The sequence below is a fragment of the Sphingobium sp. SG1 genome, assembly GCF_057063145.1.
The window spans coordinates 435,199-450,794 of the sequence record NZ_JBVVOJ010000001.1; the positions used below are offsets into that span (position 1 = coordinate 435,199).

Consider the following 15,596-nt stretch of genomic DNA (forward strand, 5'->3'; position numbering starts at 1 on the left):
GCCTATTCGGCTTTTGCCACAATGTCGCGAGGATGTTCCCGCAATGCTCCGGCATGGCCGCTGACGTGCCAGATGTTGTAATCGTGGAACTTCATTTTCCCACGGAACATCCGCTCGATGCTACCCTTGGCCGCAAACCCGCGCGCGAGAAATTCCGGGCGCTGGTCGATCCGGTCGATCCTCACCCGGCGGCCGTCGCGGGTCATATACAGACCGGGAGCGTCGATGATGACAGGAAGGGTGGAAAAGTCTCCGATGAAACTCATGGCGTGATCTCCTTTACCCGGCATCTATACCACGTTTGATGACATGGCAACAGTCTACTTCAAAGGGCGAAGCCGCCTGATGTCTTTTTCCAATGCGCTATCGCGAACGGGTCCCAGACCCAAACATGTCACGGTAGGCTGCGGTGAACCATCCTCGTTCTTGAACACTGTGAGTCCAGCATCGACCACCAATGAAGTGCCACAGCGATCGCGATATTTTGCCTCCAGAGCCTCAAGCTCCTCAACCGTGTCTACGACCAGCGTGATCTTGTAAGCGCGCCCGGCGCGATATGCCGCGACATCATCGGGGAAATGCTCCATGGCGTTCCACACGCTGTGGAGATAGGCATGCCCGGCCTGAGCCGTCAGTTTGCCCCTGTTGCCGCCCATCTTCTCTACGCTCTCCATCGCGAAGATGCAGTAGAGTTTGACGCGGTCTTCCTTGCCTTCGCTCATTTTACTCCTTTGAAAAATGGCGCACGGAGTGGGATTTGAACCCACGATTCCTCCCTCAAACGGTCATGCGCGACCTCGGGTCAGAATTAGCGCATCAGAGGGTTTCGACCGCTCACCCATCCGCACGTTTAAATGATGGAGGAAGGGAGGGGATTCGAACCCCCGGAACCCTTGCGGGTTCGTTGCCTTTCCAAGACAATGCCATCGACCACTCGGCCACTCTTCCTTAAAGTTTTATATTGCGCTCTCCGCTGGGTCGCTCCCAGCGTCGCACCGTGTGAAATTTGTGATGCTCGTTAATAAACGACTGCCACGACCAACATACCAACATCGGTGCAATCAGTAGTGTAATCCAATCACTCACGACCATAACGTTTACTCATACCCTGAGCGCTATAAGCGAGCACGTTGACCCTGACACCGAAGCGCTCAACAAACGCGTCCGCTTCCTTTTCCTTGGCGAAATCGACCGTGACTATCGGGATGCCCTCACCCCAGTCACCGCGATCAATGTCGCTCACGAGCACGTCAGTCGCATGTTCGGCCAACCAATCAGTCACAACTGGTGCAATTTCGTAGTAGAGCCAGTTGCGTTCAAATTTCTCCACGAACATGAACTCTGCACCCCAACTGGTTGAGAAATTGACAGACCAACTTTCGGATGTACGTCCGTGGGCGGGATGATGGATTTTGAATATCCGGTCGAAGCTACGAGGTTCCTTATAGTCAGCCGGATCAGCATCATCAGGAATCAGTGGGAAATCATCACCATATCCAATTGGCATATCAGCCACCAAACTTTCTGCCGCACTCTCCGCAGCGATTTTCCTTACGGCGCGCTTTGTGTAACTTGTGGCGCTCATACAGCAGAAACAGCCATGCCATACCTGCAAACAGCACCGCTGCCAGCGGCGGTATCCAATCGCGCGCGTCCATTCAGCCCCCCACCATCAGCAGATTGGCATAATGGAGACGGGTGACCGCGTTGATCACTGCCGCCTTCTCCAGCAGGTAGAGAACGCCATTGTAGATCATCATCGCACCAATGATGGTGGGAACGATGAACAGGAAAAACCCGCTCAGATAGATCATCATGTCGATCATGATGGTCTCTGCTGCGATCGTTCGCCAATTCCTGATCGTCCATATGACATGCAGCATGCAGCGGTGGGTCATCTGCCCGCCAAAGAAAAATAGAACTCCGGCACAAAAAAGAATGAAAGCCGGGCTTTGCATGATCGCCATTATGTTCATACAGTGACGTTACTGATGCGGAATCATCCCCGTCAATATTATACCGGAACAATAAATAGGAACATGCTTATCGATGATATCATGCCCGACTTTTTGTCCGAAGCCTTTGACAGCAGCGCTCAAATCCACTGGTTTGATCGCAGCAGTGAGGACGAGAGCCTGCTACAGGCTGAGTTTCAGATCGACGATGGACACTTCATCATTCAGTTCATCAACCGCTACTACAACCCCGGCCTGTGGACGCTGTCCTTTGTCCGTAACGGCACGCTCGACATGACCGGCACCGGGGACGCCATGAAGGTCATCTCAACGGTCATCCGCGCCACACGGGAGTTCATCCGCGAGAAAAATCCTCGCTTCTTCAATTTCGCGGCGAAGAATGACGAGCCCTCTCGGCTCAAGCTATATTCCCGACTGATCAGCCAGTTTGCGCGCGAGTTTCCGCAGTTTACGCAGGAGCCACCAAAAATCAGCGGTGGGCACACCGAACTGGGCTTCAAGCGCCCCCCTACCCCATTTGTCGCACCGGAACCCGAACCGGTACCTCAAGAGCCCGTAGCGCCAATGTCAGATGAGGAATGGGACGAACTCGAAGCTTGGTTCGAGGCTCAACCGCGACGATAATCGATATCCATTTCACGCAGGATCGATGCAGCGATAACCCGGCTGCGGTGCTCAAGCTCGGCCGTGGGTCGATCGACAGTGTTCAACATGTTTCTGCTGACCAGCGCATCGGCCGCGCCCTTGAGATCAAGCGAAAGGCCTTGCGTTGCCGCCAAATTCATCATGAACTCCAGCGAGACTTTCGCAAGCTTGATCGCGGCTGTGGCTTGGACGGTGAGTTCGTCAACGATTTCCTGATCGGTCATCCGCGAACCATATCAGGCTATTCCGGGTGTGTCATGGTGCCGCCAATCGGACTCGAACCGATGACCTCCATATTACGAGTATGGCGCTGCTACCAACTGAGCTATAGCGGCCCTTCATGACAGTGTCGCTGCTCTCCCGACTGGTCACGCCTGTGTTCGGTCCGGGGTCGCCCCTAACCTAACTATAGCAGCCACGCACCCTTGGGCCGTGGACTTTACGACGTCCTCTACCTCGAATATCTGGCGGAGCCGGTGAGATTCGAACTCACGGAACCCTCTCAGGTTCGCTCGTTTTCAAGACGAGTGCCATAAACCGCTCGGCCACGGCTCCGCATGGAAGGGGAACTGCTCCCCTCTGAATAGACTTAAATTTCTCGAACAGCGTTGATCTTCATGATGCCGTCCGGACCAGCAAGCTCCAGCCTTTTGTGAGCAGCTTCCTCGGCATCACGGGGAGAGGCGTCGTCTCTAACCGTCACCTTGATGGTGCAGGTTGCTCCGTCCCAGTCCAAATATTCTACTTCAAACTGTTTCATCGGAGACGTCTCACCAGTCTTCATAATCAGTTAGATCAAGCTCGTATCCGCCATGATAGCGAACTTTCGTCACCAGTCCCAGACTGGTCGGTGAAAATTCATACGTCAACCCTCCGCCGATCGCGCCGCCATAGGGAAAACCTTCGTCCCAGCAACTCTGTGCGACTGCCGAAGTGATCATTTGAGAAGTCTTCTGCTTCTCGATGATTTCCGGATAGACAGTCTCGCGCAACCAGTCGTTGATCTTGTTTTGTTGCTTTTGGTCAATCTCAAATTTCATTTTTACCAAATAACATACGGTCGAAAATCATCAAATAAATATTTGATGCCTTCATGTTTATTTTGCGAACTAAAACTACCTAAGTCATCACCATCGGAGAACAGAAAGTTTTGCGATAGAAGTTGTTCTGCGAAATTTAACAACCGAAGACGAACATTGTCACCGGAAACCAGACTATCGATCGCTGCAAGCGTTTCAGCACGCGCTAGATCAAACGGCCCCTTAAAGAAAGATCGGATCATTGAACTCGATTGTTGCGCTTGCAACCGCAGCTTTCAAGTCCGTGGAAACAAGCGAGCCCGTAAATTTTGCTCAAGCGCCTGCCAATTTTCATCTGACCACCATGCACAATTATCACGCATGGGTGGCAGAAAATCCGCATCTATCCAAGTTCGACGATCACGCGACGAAATTATCCTACATGATCTTTGTGCGAATAATTTCGACAACGTCTATCACAATTTGCCGATAATAGACGGATGGGACGCCGACATCATTCTGCACGATCATAAAATTGCAATTTTATGGAATGGTATATGGCATCGCGAGCAGCTATCCTTCTCAAATCACAGTCTAAAGCAAGTTCAGACACGCGATCGATTGAAAAAGCACTCTTTAGAGCGGGCTGGATGGCGTGTGCTTGTATTTGAGGACAATCAATATACGCCCCAGACTGCGTTCGAAGAGGTGGTCCAAGCGGTTGGAATCGAACCAACTCGTCCTTTCGGAGACCCGTTATGAGCGGGCGGGCTCCCCATTTGCCTTCGCTTGGACAGGGAAGGACTGACGATCAGGTGATCAACCCCGTCGCCAGCCCTGTTATCCGATCGCTCTGAGCGTCGGACCCGGAAGCGGTCTGAGCCGCCCCTCATTCATTCTCTGTAGATCAGCGACCTGCTTGACCGCAATATTCAAATATACCGCAGGGCCAATTCACCGTCTAGCGTCAGACGGATGCGTTCACCGTCGAACTCATAGAGTTCTTCGGCCGACCGAAGCCACGTCGTCATATTGGGCCGGAGGATTTCCGACACCGCACGCCAGCCATCACCTATGTCGGGTGAGCGCTGGATCAGTTTCATCGTATCCTTGGCCTGCTGCGTGAGCTTACCCATTGACCAGAGCCTCCGGGCGATCGCTGCGGTGGTTCATTTCACCGATATGCTCGATGAAGTAATCCAGACAGGCGTTGAACCCCTGCGAGATAAGGTTGCGATAGGCCGCCTGATGATCGCCGTTCAGGATGTAGAACCGCTCCATCTGACCGACGACCAGCGCGGTGGTGACGTCGCCATAGATGCTGACGTCGACCGGATTGTAGCTGACATAAAAGTCTGCCGCCTGTGTGATGAGGTTCGGCGTCGAGGGAATGAACATACCCATATTCCTTGTTCAGTGGAGCAGACCCAGTAGATAGACCAGCCCGATGATCGCGAGGATCAACGTAACGCAGCCACAACAGCCGCCACCATTTTGCGCATTGGTGTTCATTCGCATTCGACCTCGTGCCAGTTATCCAGCGTGACGCCGGGCAACTTCAGTTCGGGAAACGTCTGCCGATAGCGATCGATCAGGCATGCGCGCGTCACCGGGTCGGGGAACTGGCGATGCAGATCAGCAAGCCGGGACTTGTCCCGAGCTTCGATGGCCGCATCGATCAGCGGCATCAACAGATCGCCTGCTTCGGAAATGATCTTTTTCTGCTCATCCTGATTGATTAGGTAGCGGGCATTCACTGCTGCGATGGCATCATCCATATGATGGGTGTTGATCGTGAGGTCTGGATCAATGCGACGAGCGCGTCCCAAGAACCACGTCAGTTGCTTATGATCGCAAACAGCCGGAGCTTCACCAACGATGCGCGAAACCACGTCAACGCCGTGGATGGACGCCGCGTGGATGTTCCAGATCGTGCCCTTGGGTGGCGTCGACATCCACATCGCTTCTTCGGTAGTGGTCGAGATGAGAATGTCGCACTTGAGCATGTTGATTTCCTCTATCGAATGCCGCCCTTATACCACCTTTTATGATGCGCGCAATAGGTGATTACTGCCCCTCGAAATAAACACCAAGGGCGCTCGGAGGAACCGCTTCGGTGAGCCATACGCCATTCTCGCTGAGGAAGAATGGGTGTGGGCAGGCTTTAGTCTCGATGACGAGAATGACGCTTTCACCGGCACGCCGGGCCGCCACGATGTTGGCGGTATCGAGATCGGTCGAGAGATGGACGTGCTGCCGCTTGCCCGGCTTCAGACCATCCTTGATGATCGAGCCAAGCACCGAACGCTTCGTGCCATGGTAAAGGCGATCAGGTGGTGTCGCCTCAGGCAAGGCGAGTTCAACTGCAAGGCTGTGCCCTTGTGATGCCCTGATCTTGTCCCGGCGATCGTTGAACGCAAAACGCTGCTTGTCATTCTCAGCGACCAGCGTGTCGAATTCGGTTCGGGAGATCGGTCCGACATGTGCGCGCAGAGCAGCGAGAACGTCCGTGACCTTGGCCCAACCTTGATGATCGAGAGTGAGGTTCCCAGCTTCGGGCTTGTGCCGCAGGATCAGCGACATGAATTTGCTATACTTCTTCATAATGCGGCGGAAATATCAGAACGTAAGGTTCTGCGCCATATTTAAGAACTGGCAGGCGTGGAGAGAATCGAACTCCCATGAATGGACTTGGAAACCATCATCTTAGCCTTTAGATGACACGCCTGTGAGCAAAAATTTATTCAAACAATGGACCGAAATTATCCTCAAATCCCATCCCCACCATCGTTGATACGGATACACAAGTAGCGAACCCATCTAATTCTTCAATTGGACAAATATATATAGATAGCGTTTCTAGATGAACACCAACCATGAAGTCGACATCATCTTTGGAATATCGGTATTGTTTCACGTTGGTTGAGCTATTGCAAGATATCTTACGAACGGGCATTGTGCCTGTTTTTCCAGACACGACCTTTACCTGAATCCTGTGCATAGATTTGCCATCGATGAAATCGATGCGGCCATCTTCAGTGGTTGGAGAGAAGCAACTCAGATTTCGCAAAAGACATTGCATGTTGAAAAACAACTCAGCCGCTTTTCCCTTTTTTATTGGCGGAAGAGCACCATATGCCTCAGGGTTAGCCTTTTGAATAGAAGGTCGTTTAGCTGCCCTTTTCTGGCCATCAGACATCATCTTAGTCTTTTCGGCTTGAGACAATGGATAATCTCGCACCCATAAAGACACTGATGATTTCGCCACGCCAAGTCGATCTACTATTTGCTTTAGTGACAGCCGCTCTTCCTGTCTCAGTCGAACAGCCTCCACTTGTAATTCTTCTTTCTTTCTCAATTCGAACACCAAATTATATGTTCGAATATTTATCATCTGGGGTTCTAGAATGGCTTCAGAGACAAAAGTTGAGCCCGCATGGAACTTTCGACCGCTAGAGTTGGAGTTTAATGGCGGAACGGGAGGGATTCGAACCCTCGGAACCCGAAGGTTCGGCACGTTAGCAGTGTGCTGGTTTATCCACTCACCCACCGTTCCGCATAAGGGAATAACGCCTGCGCGACGTCATTCTGAGTTCGTGATGAATGGAAACTGGTGCCCGCAGAGAGATTCGAACTCTCGACCTCGTCATTACCAATGACGCGCTCTAACCACTGGAGCTATGCGGGCGTGTAACCATATTTATCATGGAGGAAGGAGAGGGATTCGAACCCTCGGAACCTTTCGGTCCTCTCGCTTTCGAGACGAGCGCAATCGGCCTCTCTGCCACCCTTCCCCTATGATAAACATGGTGCCGGAGAGAGGACTTGAACCCCCAACCTTCTCCTTACAAGGGAGTTGCACTACCATTGTGCTACTCCGGCCCTTTGGGGAGACGCTGGATAAACGCCTCCCCTCCTCTCTGCGCCATCACAACGCAGAGAAGCAATATTCATATTCATTCCTCCGGCCGCAACCTTCGGTGTCAAATAGCCCCAACTGTTACCAGTTGGTCGGATCGCAAAGGCAATCCCCGGAACCTGTATCCGATGCCTGTTTTGTGCGAGCTTTAGAATCTGGGGAGGAAATTTGGGACCTCTGGTCCCGGCTTGTCCTTTGGCAGATCGCCCGCATTCAACGGGCGATCAAGCACGCCCGTCTTCACCACGTAGTGGTGGACGACCAACTTGTGCTTGATATGGTGGACAGCTTGTTCATGTTTTTATTTATACTCGGACGTTATTTCAGATGTCAATTATGAAAATTCAGCTTTTTGAAATCGGCCGATGGTAATAGTGAAGTGCCCAGAATATGATGCCTCCGACTATATAGCACATCGCATCTACCGGATCACCGACAGATCGGGGTAACAGCATGGGTGTCACGACTTCCCAAACGAACGCTGCCCCGCTGATTATCGACACGACGCCGATGAAACTATGAAGCCAGTTTGTGCACCAGTGACCATGTGAAATGATCCCGGCAAAGGAAAGAAGCAGGAAAGGCGCGATCAAATCATTCAGATGATCATGCACGAAACCGCTGACCCAGAGGGCTTTAAGAATGAAATGGTTCAGCAGATAGAGTGACCAAGCTGCTGAACCAATCAATACATCGACGCGAATTATCAAATCAGAAAATCGCGAGAATGATAACTGCGAGAATGATCCCGCCAGCAATCTTCAGCATGAAAGCCCCCTTCTGAGATTTGAAAGCGATCATATATACTAATTCAGTATCTGACAATATTAGTTCTTGTATGCCGCCAGCCGTTTAGCCGTCTGTTTCAGCCGCTTACCTTCGATTTCTGCGTGTGCGACGATCGCAACCAGTTCAAACACACGGTTCTTGCGATTGTAGATCAGCACCGCGTCATCGCGCAGATGACAATGCATGAAACCGGTCATCAGGGCTGTCATGGGACCATCGTGCTTGCCGTACCGCGCCGTCAGAGGATCGGCGAGCTTCACTTCGATGAACTTGGCCAGCTTCTCCCTGATGTCCGGGAAAATGCGCATGCACTCGACTAGGCTTTCTTGAAAAACAGGAGCATATGCGATGGACCATGGTTCTTGGGCCTTGGTCCCGCTCTGCTTTTTGCCCTCAATAAGGTCGATGAAGTGCCTTAAAGTCGGGAAAGCCATGTGAGAAATTCATCCTTGGTCATCGGATTGCCCATCGTCGCAACCGACTTGCGGCACATCGCAGCCAATTCAGCATCGTGGCTGATCGCGCTTTCGATTTCCGCCGCGCGAGCTTCCGTCAACATCGGAGCGGGTTCCTCGGTCAGCATGGGTTGGGCATCCTTTTTCATATGAGGATATTTATCAGAATGCCCCCTTATATGGCAACTGCAACGAGAGGACAATACTCTATACTACTTTTTACGATTTAAGCTCATCCGGAATGGAATCAATGACGATAACATTTGGTCTGGTTATCATGACATGGCTGAAATCTGAGCTACTTTCAAAATCGAGAATTCCGCGTTCAAAATCGAAGTGCCACTCTTTGCCTTCATCCCAAGCCCGTCCCCGAGCCTTATATGATAGTGATGGTAGTGATGGCACAGCCTGATACGCGTCCATCCACTGGGACATTCGGCCGAAACTCGGTGCATCTGCTGATTTCTGGACGATACCGACACGCTTAAAAATCGCATCACTTTCGTCGCGCAGACGAAGCACCTCAGCCGACGGCTCATACCCCTCAAAGTCTGGATATGGACCATCGAACTTATACTCACGATGCCTCTTCCAATGAGGCTCATCAAAGCGGGGGTGTGGTATTGTCTCAAAAAAATCGCGAAGCCCGAAATGTTCGTAGTTGTGCCTCCAGCCTGCTCGCTTGAATATGTCCTGATTGATCCACGCACATACTTTTACCGCTTCCGCGCAAGCGTCACGATAATGCGTGACGAAACGCGGATAGCGCTCCGCAATATCGATTTGTTGCTCTTTGGTCAGTGGTACTCGCGGAAACCCCGAATGTGCAAGCACGGTCGGCGTTTTCACAATCACCTCTGCGATAAAGGCATCATCGAAGACCGTTCGCGCAACAGGATATTGCAGCGCATAGGACGACTGTCGCACTGCCGCCCTGATAATAAGTTCTGGTGGACCATCGAAATAAGCAAGGTTAAGCCCATCGCGGCAGACTAGCGTAAGCATTTCGTCTACGGTCAAGTCAGGAATATGCTCAACCGCCTGCCCATTCGCGACGAAGCGCCCCCTGAAATGCTGGAGCACCCACGGGTACTGGTCAATCATCCCACCAATGTCGGCATCATCGTCCTCCTCGTCCATGAACTGGCCATCCTCGAAGTGAAATTGCCAGCGGCGGTTCTCCTTCTTCAACAGAATGATGATCAGATCGCCGCGCTGCTGGTAATAGTCAAACATGTTATTCTCGGCTTTACGCGCGGCGGTGCACCATTTCGTGTTGCGGCCGAAGTGAATTGACGCCTCAATTGTTCGCGGGATGACGATCTTGATCTCATCGTCATCGTGGAGGAGTTCAGCCTCGCCGTTCTCCAGCATTTCAGCTTCTCGACGACGACCTGCCGCGCGCTGGCTCTCCGTCTCGACACCATGGAATTGTCCCATGTAGGAATCGAATTCTTGGAAGGTTTTGAAGTGGTCGATGTTACGCTTGTCGATAGGCAACTGAGGCTTAAGCGCCTGATACAGTTCGAGAGGCTCCTCGACCTTGTAGACGTCCTCAAAAAAACGAAAATCACCAGCAGCATAGCGTGCTGCGATCCAGCGCGTGTAGATTCCGTTGGGTGTCGGGTCATAGCTCGATAGATGGCGGATCATGTTCTCCGCAGCATATAGCTTGTCATAATCACCGATAGCATGAGGAGATTTTTGGCGGGAAACATTGGTGATGACATCATATCCCCGAGCGATCAATTGCCGGTCTCCATTCGGATCGGCCACCGTGAGCGTATCACAACAAATTTTGATTTGCGCCCACATGGCCTCAGCCAGTTTCTCGGCTGTCTTCCGAACGGCCATATCACTCAGGCCGCTACGCTTACGCTCAGTCATGTCACCACTCAAATGCTGCTATCAAATCGCGTTACGGCTACCGGCCTATGCCGGTGCCGTCAACAGCTTCCTAGCTATGGGCATTATGCGGCATCACCCAGCGCTGTTCCCCATGCTCGATATACATGACGCATGTGAACATTTCGACGAAAGGCGATAGCTCGACATATTCTGAATTGATCGGCGGTCTGGTTGCATACCCCCAGCCCCAATTCGGATCATTATTATAATGATCGGGCCGCCATGTCATCGCACGGATGCACTGCTGGTTCGTCAACGCATCCATATCAATTTCACGAAAGACGAAGCGGTGATCGTCTTTCTTTTTCGACACATCATGATCGATGTAACGCCCCGGCCATGATACCTCCTCCTCGTTGTAGAAAGTTCCCGAAAACCATTTCCCATCTTGCTTCACGATAACCGAAATGTCGCCACCATCGGCGATCGCTTCAGTTACCGCGCCGTAGTCAATGGGTTTCAGAGCGAACCCCCAATGATCATTCTTGTTGATAACAGCGCGCTCTCTGCTCCCCAGAACGATGTCCATGGCTTCCTTTTCAGTTAAAGGCTGACCTTCAATGATCTCAGATAGCTTGAGCGTCCCTTGATGATAGACAAGCGGATCGTAGTCAGTCTCGACCATGTAGTAATGTTTTTTGGTCTTTTTTACCTCCCACTGAACCGCGTAGCTCCACGCCATCGCACCATACGGGTAGGAGGTATCAAGCGGGTGGAACCTACCGAGGTACCGCCCCTTGGTTCCATTCTGGAGGACGAAGTCGTCACCCGGCTTGAGATTTTTGACGTCGGCTGATTTTGACTTCCGTGTCGTATTCTCGATAACGGTCTGATATTCCTCGCTCACCACCGGAACGAGAATATTGGCCTGCCCACTGCGTGCCCAATGGCATACGCCGTTGATACGGCCGCCTTTGAGAATATCATAATGGGCTATGATGGTAACGAGATTGGCTGCCGTGATCTCAAGCTCAAATCCTCGCGGATCGGCAACGCGCCATTTGATGTCCCCCTGATAGCGCCCGTGACCATGCTGAACGATGCGGCCGAGCGTGAAACCATCCATGGGATCGTTTTTGATCGTGATGGCTTCGAGCCGATCAGCCTCATCGAGGTCCTGCCATCCATAGCTACCGCTCTTTCGCGCCCATCGATCCACTTGCTCTTTGCGTCGCGCAGCATCCGATCCTTCCGGGACCATGAACCCAAGAATACCATCGCCGTCTTTGCGACGACCGACATACTGCGTTTCGGGGAGACTGATATCTAAATTCTTCATATCGGCATGGTAGTGAAATCGATGTCATGAATTCAATTTCAAACGCGATAATTGTAGATTGATTGCCATTCTGCTATGAAGATTGAATGTTAAGAGAAGAATTTTATGAGGAATGTGCTCGCATATTGGGTTGCGAGTATGAGGGAGAAGCGTTCACTTCATACAAGAGAACGCGTTGGAACAATCGTCGCGCTGGACAGGGTCGGTTTCCCGGTTTCGGGACCATCCGCCATTATGGGGATGATATCCATGTCGCGCTACGCCATCCGATAACCAGCATCGGGACCTTCAAAACAGAAGAGGAGGTCATTTCCTTTCTCGAAAAAATAATAGCATCCGGTAGTTGACCAATTCATAAATGGTGGTATATCTGCGCGGGTAAGGCAGCCTATGTCGTTTTCGGCGTTCGAATATAGCTCGCGATCGTGGAAGCCTTACCTGCGCCAAATGGCGTCAACGCGGTGATGTAGGTTGTTTCGGTAATTTTCCCGCGAAGGTAAGGAAAGAGCATACTAAGGGGGCCTAACGGCCCCCTTTTTTTATAGCTCTGATATTGGGCTCTGGTTACCATAGCTTATGGAAACTCATATGCATGTAGTCGGTCTCACCGGTGGTATCGGAATGGGCAAGTCGACAGTCTCGTCAATCGCAATCGAAATGGGTATCCCGGTCTGGGATGCCGATGCTGAAGTGCATGCTCATTATGCGCATAATGACCATCTACGAGACTGGCTGCGGGTAAACTACCCGTCATGCTGGGTCGGAAACGACTTCGATCGCAAGCAGTTGCGCACCATCCTATTCGGTGATGCGACGGAAATGGCCAAGCTGACCCGTGAGGTGAATTATTACGTCGAAGTGTCGGCGGCGACATTCATCGCGGCTCAGCGGTATCAAGGATCGCCACTGGTGATCCTCGACGTCCCGCTTCTGTTTGAAATGGGTTTCGATCGTATGTGTTCCACCACGGTGACCGTCTCTTGCACTGCCGAGACGCAGCGCAAGAGAGTGCTTGCTCGACCGGGAATGACCCCTGCCCTGCTCGACGATTTTCTGCGACGTCAATATAGCGACAGTGAGCGTCGTCAACGCAGTCGCTACATCGTCGATACCGAGTTGCCGATCGAGGCAACACGAGAATGGGTCGTGTCTATTTTGGAAGCGATTTAGCGCGTGATCCGGGGATCGGCTTGGTCGACATGGCCGATTGAGCCATCTTCGAATTGAACAGCCAAGCGCGTGCCATTGATCCGCATGACCTTAGCCGGGCGGTCAGCAATTTTGATCTGCTGGCCTTTGAAGAACGCTGTTGCGTTCGGTGCCGGTGCGCTATTCCGTTTGATCTCGCGGCGCATGGATTGAACCAGAGCCCTGACATCATCCCAGTCGTGTTCCGACATGGGATTTACCGTTTTGTTGTCGTTGGCTGGCACGCGCAGCGTGTGAATTAGAGCCTCGACCAAGTCCATGAAGTTTCGCATGGACTATTTATCAAACGATCTTAGGAAATAAGCGTAACCATCTGGTTACGCTTGCATTTTCCTTATACGCTTGAGCGCGCGCTTCGACAGGTAGAGGCGAGTGTGAAAGTTAATCTTCGTCCACGGGTTGTGCAGAGCCCACTCCATCGGATCGATCCGATCGAGAATGTGATTTCCCGCGTGTCGGGTTTCCAGACACCAGTTCTGAAGAACGTCTGGAAGCTCCTCCCTCGTGCAACCAGTGAGGAGCATGAGGTCGCCCAGCGATCGCGGAGAGACTTCCAGCGTGTAGCTGGGCTTCACGTCATCGTAATAGCAAGTGGGGTCAGCCCGAGGGAATTCCTCATGATCCACGCCGCTGATGGTGCAGGTTGCGAACATCCCGCTACCGAAGCCATAGGCATCTCTGCTCTTTAGGTCCCGAATTCCGGCGAATTGGAAGACATAGTTCTTTTCCGTATTTTCGCCGCCCAAAGCGGTTATCGGCTTCATCACTTTGTCTTCCTGCGCCAGCTTCTCCAGAGCAGAGATATTGGCGCGCACACGCTTTCGGAACCACGCTTTGATTTCTTCCTCGCGTGCATGAAACTCAGCATCGGCTTCGCGCTGAATGGCCTTGGCGAAATTATGGCGGGCAATGAACTTGCGATCAGCATCGATCTTCTCCCGCGTCCCGAAACTGGTCGGATCAACTGCGTGCATCTGATAGATGCGCAATGACTTGTTAGAGGCACTCCGGTTCCACCATGTGAATGAGTCATATTCCGACTTGGACAGGCGATTAAGGCCGTCATGGACTACAAGGCCTTTACCCGCGTGCGTCAAATGCTTCTCATCGACGTTTTCGCTAGTCAGGAATTTGATGCGCTCCACGTCCATGTCGATCATGTTGAACAGGTTCTCAGAAACCCGGTCGCCATAGCGATCTTCCATCCAGCGGTTGATCCCCTGCCACTTCGCGTAAAAGTCGCTGAGGCCTGCGCCGCCGAATGCATCGGACGTCATGTCGGCGGTCGTGAGAGGCTGGAGATTGAGCGGTTGATATCCCACCACCGGCAGGTTGGTTCCGGCCGCAGCACCAATGACGCGATGCTGATCATCCAGCCGGATCATTTCCCCGGTATAGGACAGGGCACGGTGCTCGATCGGACGGTTCCAGTAGCGATCCTTGATGAGGTCGAACATCATGACGGCCCACATCACCTGTTCAGCGCGCAGATCGACCAGTTCGGCATAGCGGAAGAAATTGGCATGGTGTGGGACCATGCCGGTTTCCACCGATTCCCGATATTTGTCATGAAACGTCCCGAGATAATCGCCGTCCTCATCGAAGCTATGCTTGATATTGAGGCGATCATAGGGGAACCAGTTCTGATCTGCGCGCGCAAGCATAGCCGTGTCCGGGCGGCGCATCATCGATCGGGCCATCGGGTGTGCATGCTGCGGGACATCGCTTAGGACGATGACATTGCCGCCGTTGCGGATCGAGAAGCAGAAATAGCTGTGCAGTTCGTCCGGATCGCGCACGAGGTTCATCGAAACACCCGAAGGCATCGAACAGGCATGCTCGATCAGGGAGTTGATGTTCCAATACTGGTAGAGCGCCGGGTTATAGAGGGGACGATAGCCCTCGGGCTCGACATCACCGGCGAGAAACTGATCGACGCGCAGCTTCTCCATGGACTTGAACGCGTCCCAGCGGAGAAAACCGATGGCGGCGGGCTTGGAAAGGACTTCGTCGATTTTCTCAGCGTCGACACCATAGTGCATGACAGCAGCGCGCAGCGTTTTCGTGAACTGCTCAGCGACGTCCTGCACTTCCTGTGATTTCACGATTGCGTTGAACTCGCTGACCTTCTGGACATAGGCAAGCACGCTCTCGGGATCGGCCGAAATATCGGCGACGGACACGACACGCTGATCGAAATAGGATTTCGAAAAATGCTGCAACAGCATGAAGGTCGTGACGAGGCTTTCATCCAGAGTGATCGACTTCTTCAGCATATCGTTGATGCTGCGCACCTCATAACCGCTGATCGACAGCGACCGGACATTCTTGTCCGTTTCGGTGAGGTCGATCCAAAGCTGGACGGCAGTGTTGAACTTGTCGACGATGCTCATGTCA

21 protein-coding genes and 10 tRNA genes are annotated in these 15,596 nt (G+C 52.4%); 2 read left to right on the forward strand and 29 right to left on the reverse strand.

Features of this window, described 5'->3' with window-relative positions; all coding sequences use genetic code 11:
* Positions 1–2: 2 nt before the first annotated feature.
* The 6 genes from AC0KVN_RS02495 to AC0KVN_RS02520 form a co-directional block, all read right to left on the reverse strand.
* Positions 3–266, reverse strand: coding sequence for a hypothetical protein (locus AC0KVN_RS02495; protein WP_483655568.1), 264 nt, complete (start codon positions 264–266; stop codon positions 3–5).
* 54 nt (positions 267–320) lie between these two features.
* Positions 321–722, reverse strand: a complete 402-nt coding sequence (locus AC0KVN_RS02500; protein WP_483655569.1) for a peptidyl-tRNA hydrolase — start codon at positions 720–722, stop codon at positions 321–323.
* 17 nt (positions 723–739) lie between these two features.
* Positions 740–848, reverse strand: a tRNA-OTHER gene (locus AC0KVN_RS02505).
* Positions 849–858: 10 nt separating this feature from the next.
* Positions 859–948 (reverse strand) — tRNA-Ser (locus AC0KVN_RS02510).
* A gap of 130 nt (positions 949–1,078) precedes the next feature.
* Complete coding sequence (locus tag AC0KVN_RS02515) at positions 1,079–1,585, reverse strand: hypothetical protein (RefSeq protein WP_483655570.1); 507 nt, start codon at positions 1,583–1,585, stop codon at positions 1,079–1,081.
* Positions 1,586–1,658: 73 nt separating this feature from the next.
* Complete coding sequence (locus AC0KVN_RS02520; RefSeq protein ID WP_483655571.1) at positions 1,659–1,967, reverse strand: hypothetical protein; 309 nt, start codon at positions 1,965–1,967, stop codon at positions 1,659–1,661.
* Positions 1,968–2,039: 72 nt separating this feature from the next.
* Here AC0KVN_RS02520 and AC0KVN_RS02525 point away from each other — a divergent pair, with 72 nt between their 5' ends.
* Positions 2,040–2,600 (forward strand): hypothetical protein, encoded by a 561-nt coding sequence (locus AC0KVN_RS02525; protein WP_483655572.1) that lies wholly within the window; start codon positions 2,040–2,042, stop codon positions 2,598–2,600.
* On the opposite strand, the gene AC0KVN_RS02530 is transcribed toward AC0KVN_RS02525, so the two are convergent.
* The 21 genes from AC0KVN_RS02530 to AC0KVN_RS02630 all read right to left on the reverse strand — a co-directional run bounded on the left by AC0KVN_RS02530 (position 2,585) and on the right by AC0KVN_RS02630 (position 11,990).
* Entirely contained in the window at positions 2,585–2,845 is a 261-nt protein-coding gene (locus AC0KVN_RS02530; protein WP_483655573.1) for a hypothetical protein, read from the reverse strand. The two genes, AC0KVN_RS02525 and AC0KVN_RS02530, sit on opposite strands and share 16 nt — an antisense overlap.
* A gap of 34 nt (positions 2,846–2,879) precedes the next feature.
* Positions 2,880–2,956, reverse strand: a tRNA-Thr gene (locus tag AC0KVN_RS02535).
* 130 nt (positions 2,957–3,086) lie between these two features.
* Positions 3,087–3,176, reverse strand: a tRNA-Ser gene (locus tag AC0KVN_RS02540).
* 34 nt (positions 3,177–3,210) lie between these two features.
* A complete protein-coding gene (locus AC0KVN_RS02545; protein ID WP_483655574.1) occupies positions 3,211–3,381 on the reverse strand; it encodes a hypothetical protein in 171 nt (56 codons plus the stop codon).
* Between the two features lie 10 nt (positions 3,382–3,391).
* The gene (locus tag AC0KVN_RS02550) at positions 3,392–3,661 is read right to left on the reverse strand and encodes a hypothetical protein (RefSeq protein WP_483655575.1); all 270 of its coding nucleotides are present in this window, start codon (positions 3,659–3,661) and stop codon (positions 3,392–3,394) included.
* A gap of 688 nt (positions 3,662–4,349) precedes the next feature.
* Positions 4,350–4,433, reverse strand: a tRNA-Met gene (locus AC0KVN_RS02555).
* A gap of 139 nt (positions 4,434–4,572) precedes the next feature.
* Positions 4,573–4,776 (reverse strand): hypothetical protein, encoded by a 204-nt coding sequence (locus tag AC0KVN_RS02560; RefSeq protein ID WP_483655576.1) that lies wholly within the window; start codon positions 4,774–4,776, stop codon positions 4,573–4,575.
* Entirely contained in the window at positions 4,769–5,038 is a 270-nt protein-coding gene (locus AC0KVN_RS02565; RefSeq protein WP_483655577.1) for a hypothetical protein, read from the reverse strand. Before AC0KVN_RS02565 ends, AC0KVN_RS02560 begins: the two co-directional genes overlap by 8 nt.
* A 110-nt stretch (positions 5,039–5,148) precedes the next feature.
* Positions 5,149–5,646 (reverse strand): hypothetical protein, encoded by a 498-nt coding sequence (locus tag AC0KVN_RS02570; RefSeq protein ID WP_483655578.1) that lies wholly within the window; start codon positions 5,644–5,646, stop codon positions 5,149–5,151.
* A 61-nt stretch (positions 5,647–5,707) separates the two neighbouring features.
* Positions 5,708–6,244, reverse strand: a complete 537-nt coding sequence (locus AC0KVN_RS02575) for an RNA 2'-phosphotransferase (RefSeq protein WP_483655579.1) — start codon at positions 6,242–6,244, stop codon at positions 5,708–5,710.
* 49 nt (positions 6,245–6,293) lie between these two features.
* A tRNA-Trp gene (locus AC0KVN_RS02580) sits at positions 6,294–6,368 on the reverse strand.
* A gap of 12 nt (positions 6,369–6,380) precedes the next feature.
* A complete protein-coding gene (locus tag AC0KVN_RS02585; protein ID WP_483655580.1) occupies positions 6,381–7,034 on the reverse strand; it encodes a group I intron-associated PD-(D/E)XK endonuclease in 654 nt (217 codons plus the stop codon).
* A gap of 75 nt (positions 7,035–7,109) precedes the next feature.
* Positions 7,110–7,196, reverse strand: a tRNA-Ser gene (locus AC0KVN_RS02590).
* A 55-nt stretch (positions 7,197–7,251) separates the two neighbouring features.
* Positions 7,252–7,328: transfer RNA gene (locus tag AC0KVN_RS02595), tRNA-Thr, on the reverse strand.
* Positions 7,329–7,346: 18 nt separating this feature from the next.
* Positions 7,347–7,434 (reverse strand) — tRNA-Ser (locus tag AC0KVN_RS02600).
* 13 nt (positions 7,435–7,447) lie between these two features.
* Positions 7,448–7,522: transfer RNA gene (locus tag AC0KVN_RS02605), tRNA-Thr, on the reverse strand.
* A 381-nt stretch (positions 7,523–7,903) separates the two neighbouring features.
* On the reverse strand, positions 7,904–8,269 hold the full coding sequence (locus AC0KVN_RS02610) for a hypothetical protein (protein WP_483655581.1): 366 nt from the start codon (positions 8,267–8,269) through the stop codon (positions 7,904–7,906).
* Positions 8,270–8,386: 117 nt separating this feature from the next.
* Positions 8,387–8,782: a type II toxin-antitoxin system RelE/ParE family toxin gene (locus tag AC0KVN_RS02615; RefSeq protein ID WP_483655582.1), complete on the reverse strand. Its 396-nt coding sequence runs from the start codon at positions 8,780–8,782 to the stop codon at positions 8,387–8,389.
* The gene (locus AC0KVN_RS02620) at positions 8,764–8,931 is read right to left on the reverse strand and encodes a hypothetical protein (RefSeq protein WP_483655583.1); all 168 of its coding nucleotides are present in this window, start codon (positions 8,929–8,931) and stop codon (positions 8,764–8,766) included. Before AC0KVN_RS02620 ends, AC0KVN_RS02615 begins: the two co-directional genes overlap by 19 nt.
* A 91-nt stretch (positions 8,932–9,022) precedes the next feature.
* Positions 9,023–10,690: an amidohydrolase family protein gene (locus tag AC0KVN_RS02625; protein ID WP_483655584.1), complete on the reverse strand. Its 1,668-nt coding sequence runs from the start codon at positions 10,688–10,690 to the stop codon at positions 9,023–9,025.
* Positions 10,691–10,760: 70 nt separating this feature from the next.
* A complete protein-coding gene (locus AC0KVN_RS02630; RefSeq protein ID WP_483655585.1) occupies positions 10,761–11,990 on the reverse strand; it encodes a hypothetical protein in 1,230 nt (409 codons plus the stop codon).
* 588 nt (positions 11,991–12,578) lie between these two features.
* Here AC0KVN_RS02630 and coaE point away from each other — a divergent pair.
* On the forward strand, positions 12,579–13,160 hold the full coding sequence (coaE, locus tag AC0KVN_RS02635; protein WP_483655586.1) for a dephospho-CoA kinase: 582 nt from the start codon (positions 12,579–12,581) through the stop codon (positions 13,158–13,160).
* Here the strand turns inward: coaE and AC0KVN_RS02640 are convergent.
* Positions 13,157–13,459, reverse strand: coding sequence for a hypothetical protein (locus AC0KVN_RS02640; RefSeq protein WP_483655587.1), 303 nt, complete (start codon positions 13,457–13,459; stop codon positions 13,157–13,159). The two genes, coaE and AC0KVN_RS02640, sit on opposite strands and share 4 nt — an antisense overlap.
* A gap of 57 nt (positions 13,460–13,516) precedes the next feature.
* Positions 13,517–15,592, reverse strand: a complete 2,076-nt coding sequence (locus AC0KVN_RS02645; protein WP_483655588.1) for a hypothetical protein — start codon at positions 15,590–15,592, stop codon at positions 13,517–13,519.
* Between the last annotated feature and the right edge of the window lie 4 nt (positions 15,593–15,596).

Bases quoted from the DNA above. Each gene is read 5' to 3' on its own strand.
- AC0KVN_RS02560 (WP_483655576.1), bottom strand. From the start codon at position 4,776: ATGGGTAAGCTCACGCAGCAGGCCAAGGATACGATGAAACTGATCCAG.
- AC0KVN_RS02570 (WP_483655578.1), bottom strand. From the start codon at position 5,646: ATGCTCAAGTGCGACATTCTCATCTCGACCACTACCGAAGAAGCGATG.
- AC0KVN_RS02630 (WP_483655585.1), bottom strand. From the start codon at position 11,990: ATGAAGAATTTAGATATCAGTCTCCCCGAAACGCAGTATGTCGGTCGT.
- AC0KVN_RS02550 (WP_483655575.1), bottom strand. From the start codon at position 3,661: ATGAAATTTGAGATTGACCAAAAGCAACAAAACAAGATCAACGACTGG.
- AC0KVN_RS02575 (WP_483655579.1), bottom strand. From the start codon at position 6,244: ATGAAGAAGTATAGCAAATTCATGTCGCTGATCCTGCGGCACAAGCCC.
- AC0KVN_RS02495 (WP_483655568.1), bottom strand. From the start codon at position 266: ATGAGTTTCATCGGAGACTTTTCCACCCTTCCTGTCATCATCGACGCT.
- AC0KVN_RS02585 (WP_483655580.1), bottom strand. From the start codon at position 7,034: ATGATAAATATTCGAACATATAATTTGGTGTTCGAATTGAGAAAGAAA.
- AC0KVN_RS02615 (WP_483655582.1), bottom strand. From the start codon at position 8,782: ATGGCTTTCCCGACTTTAAGGCACTTCATCGACCTTATTGAGGGCAAA.
- AC0KVN_RS02525 (WP_483655572.1), top strand. From the start codon at position 2,040: ATGCTTATCGATGATATCATGCCCGACTTTTTGTCCGAAGCCTTTGAC.
- AC0KVN_RS02640 (WP_483655587.1), bottom strand. From the start codon at position 13,459: ATGGACTTGGTCGAGGCTCTAATTCACACGCTGCGCGTGCCAGCCAAC.
- AC0KVN_RS02645 (WP_483655588.1), bottom strand. From the start codon at position 15,592: ATGAGCATCGTCGACAAGTTCAACACTGCCGTCCAGCTTTGGATCGAC.
- AC0KVN_RS02500 (WP_483655569.1), bottom strand. From the start codon at position 722: ATGAGCGAAGGCAAGGAAGACCGCGTCAAACTCTACTGCATCTTCGCG.
- AC0KVN_RS02545 (WP_483655574.1), bottom strand. From the start codon at position 3,381: ATGAAACAGTTTGAAGTAGAATATTTGGACTGGGACGGAGCAACCTGC.
- AC0KVN_RS02520 (WP_483655571.1), bottom strand. From the start codon at position 1,967: ATGGCGATCATGCAAAGCCCGGCTTTCATTCTTTTTTGTGCCGGAGTT.
- AC0KVN_RS02530 (WP_483655573.1), bottom strand. From the start codon at position 2,845: ATGACCGATCAGGAAATCGTTGACGAACTCACCGTCCAAGCCACAGCC.
- AC0KVN_RS02565 (WP_483655577.1), bottom strand. From the start codon at position 5,038: ATGTTCATTCCCTCGACGCCGAACCTCATCACACAGGCGGCAGACTTT.
- coaE (WP_483655586.1), top strand. From the start codon at position 12,579: ATGCATGTAGTCGGTCTCACCGGTGGTATCGGAATGGGCAAGTCGACA.
- AC0KVN_RS02625 (WP_483655584.1), bottom strand. From the start codon at position 10,690: ATGACTGAGCGTAAGCGTAGCGGCCTGAGTGATATGGCCGTTCGGAAG.
- AC0KVN_RS02515 (WP_483655570.1), bottom strand. From the start codon at position 1,585: ATGAGCGCCACAAGTTACACAAAGCGCGCCGTAAGGAAAATCGCTGCG.
- AC0KVN_RS02620 (WP_483655583.1), bottom strand. From the start codon at position 8,931: ATGCTGACCGAGGAACCCGCTCCGATGTTGACGGAAGCTCGCGCGGCG.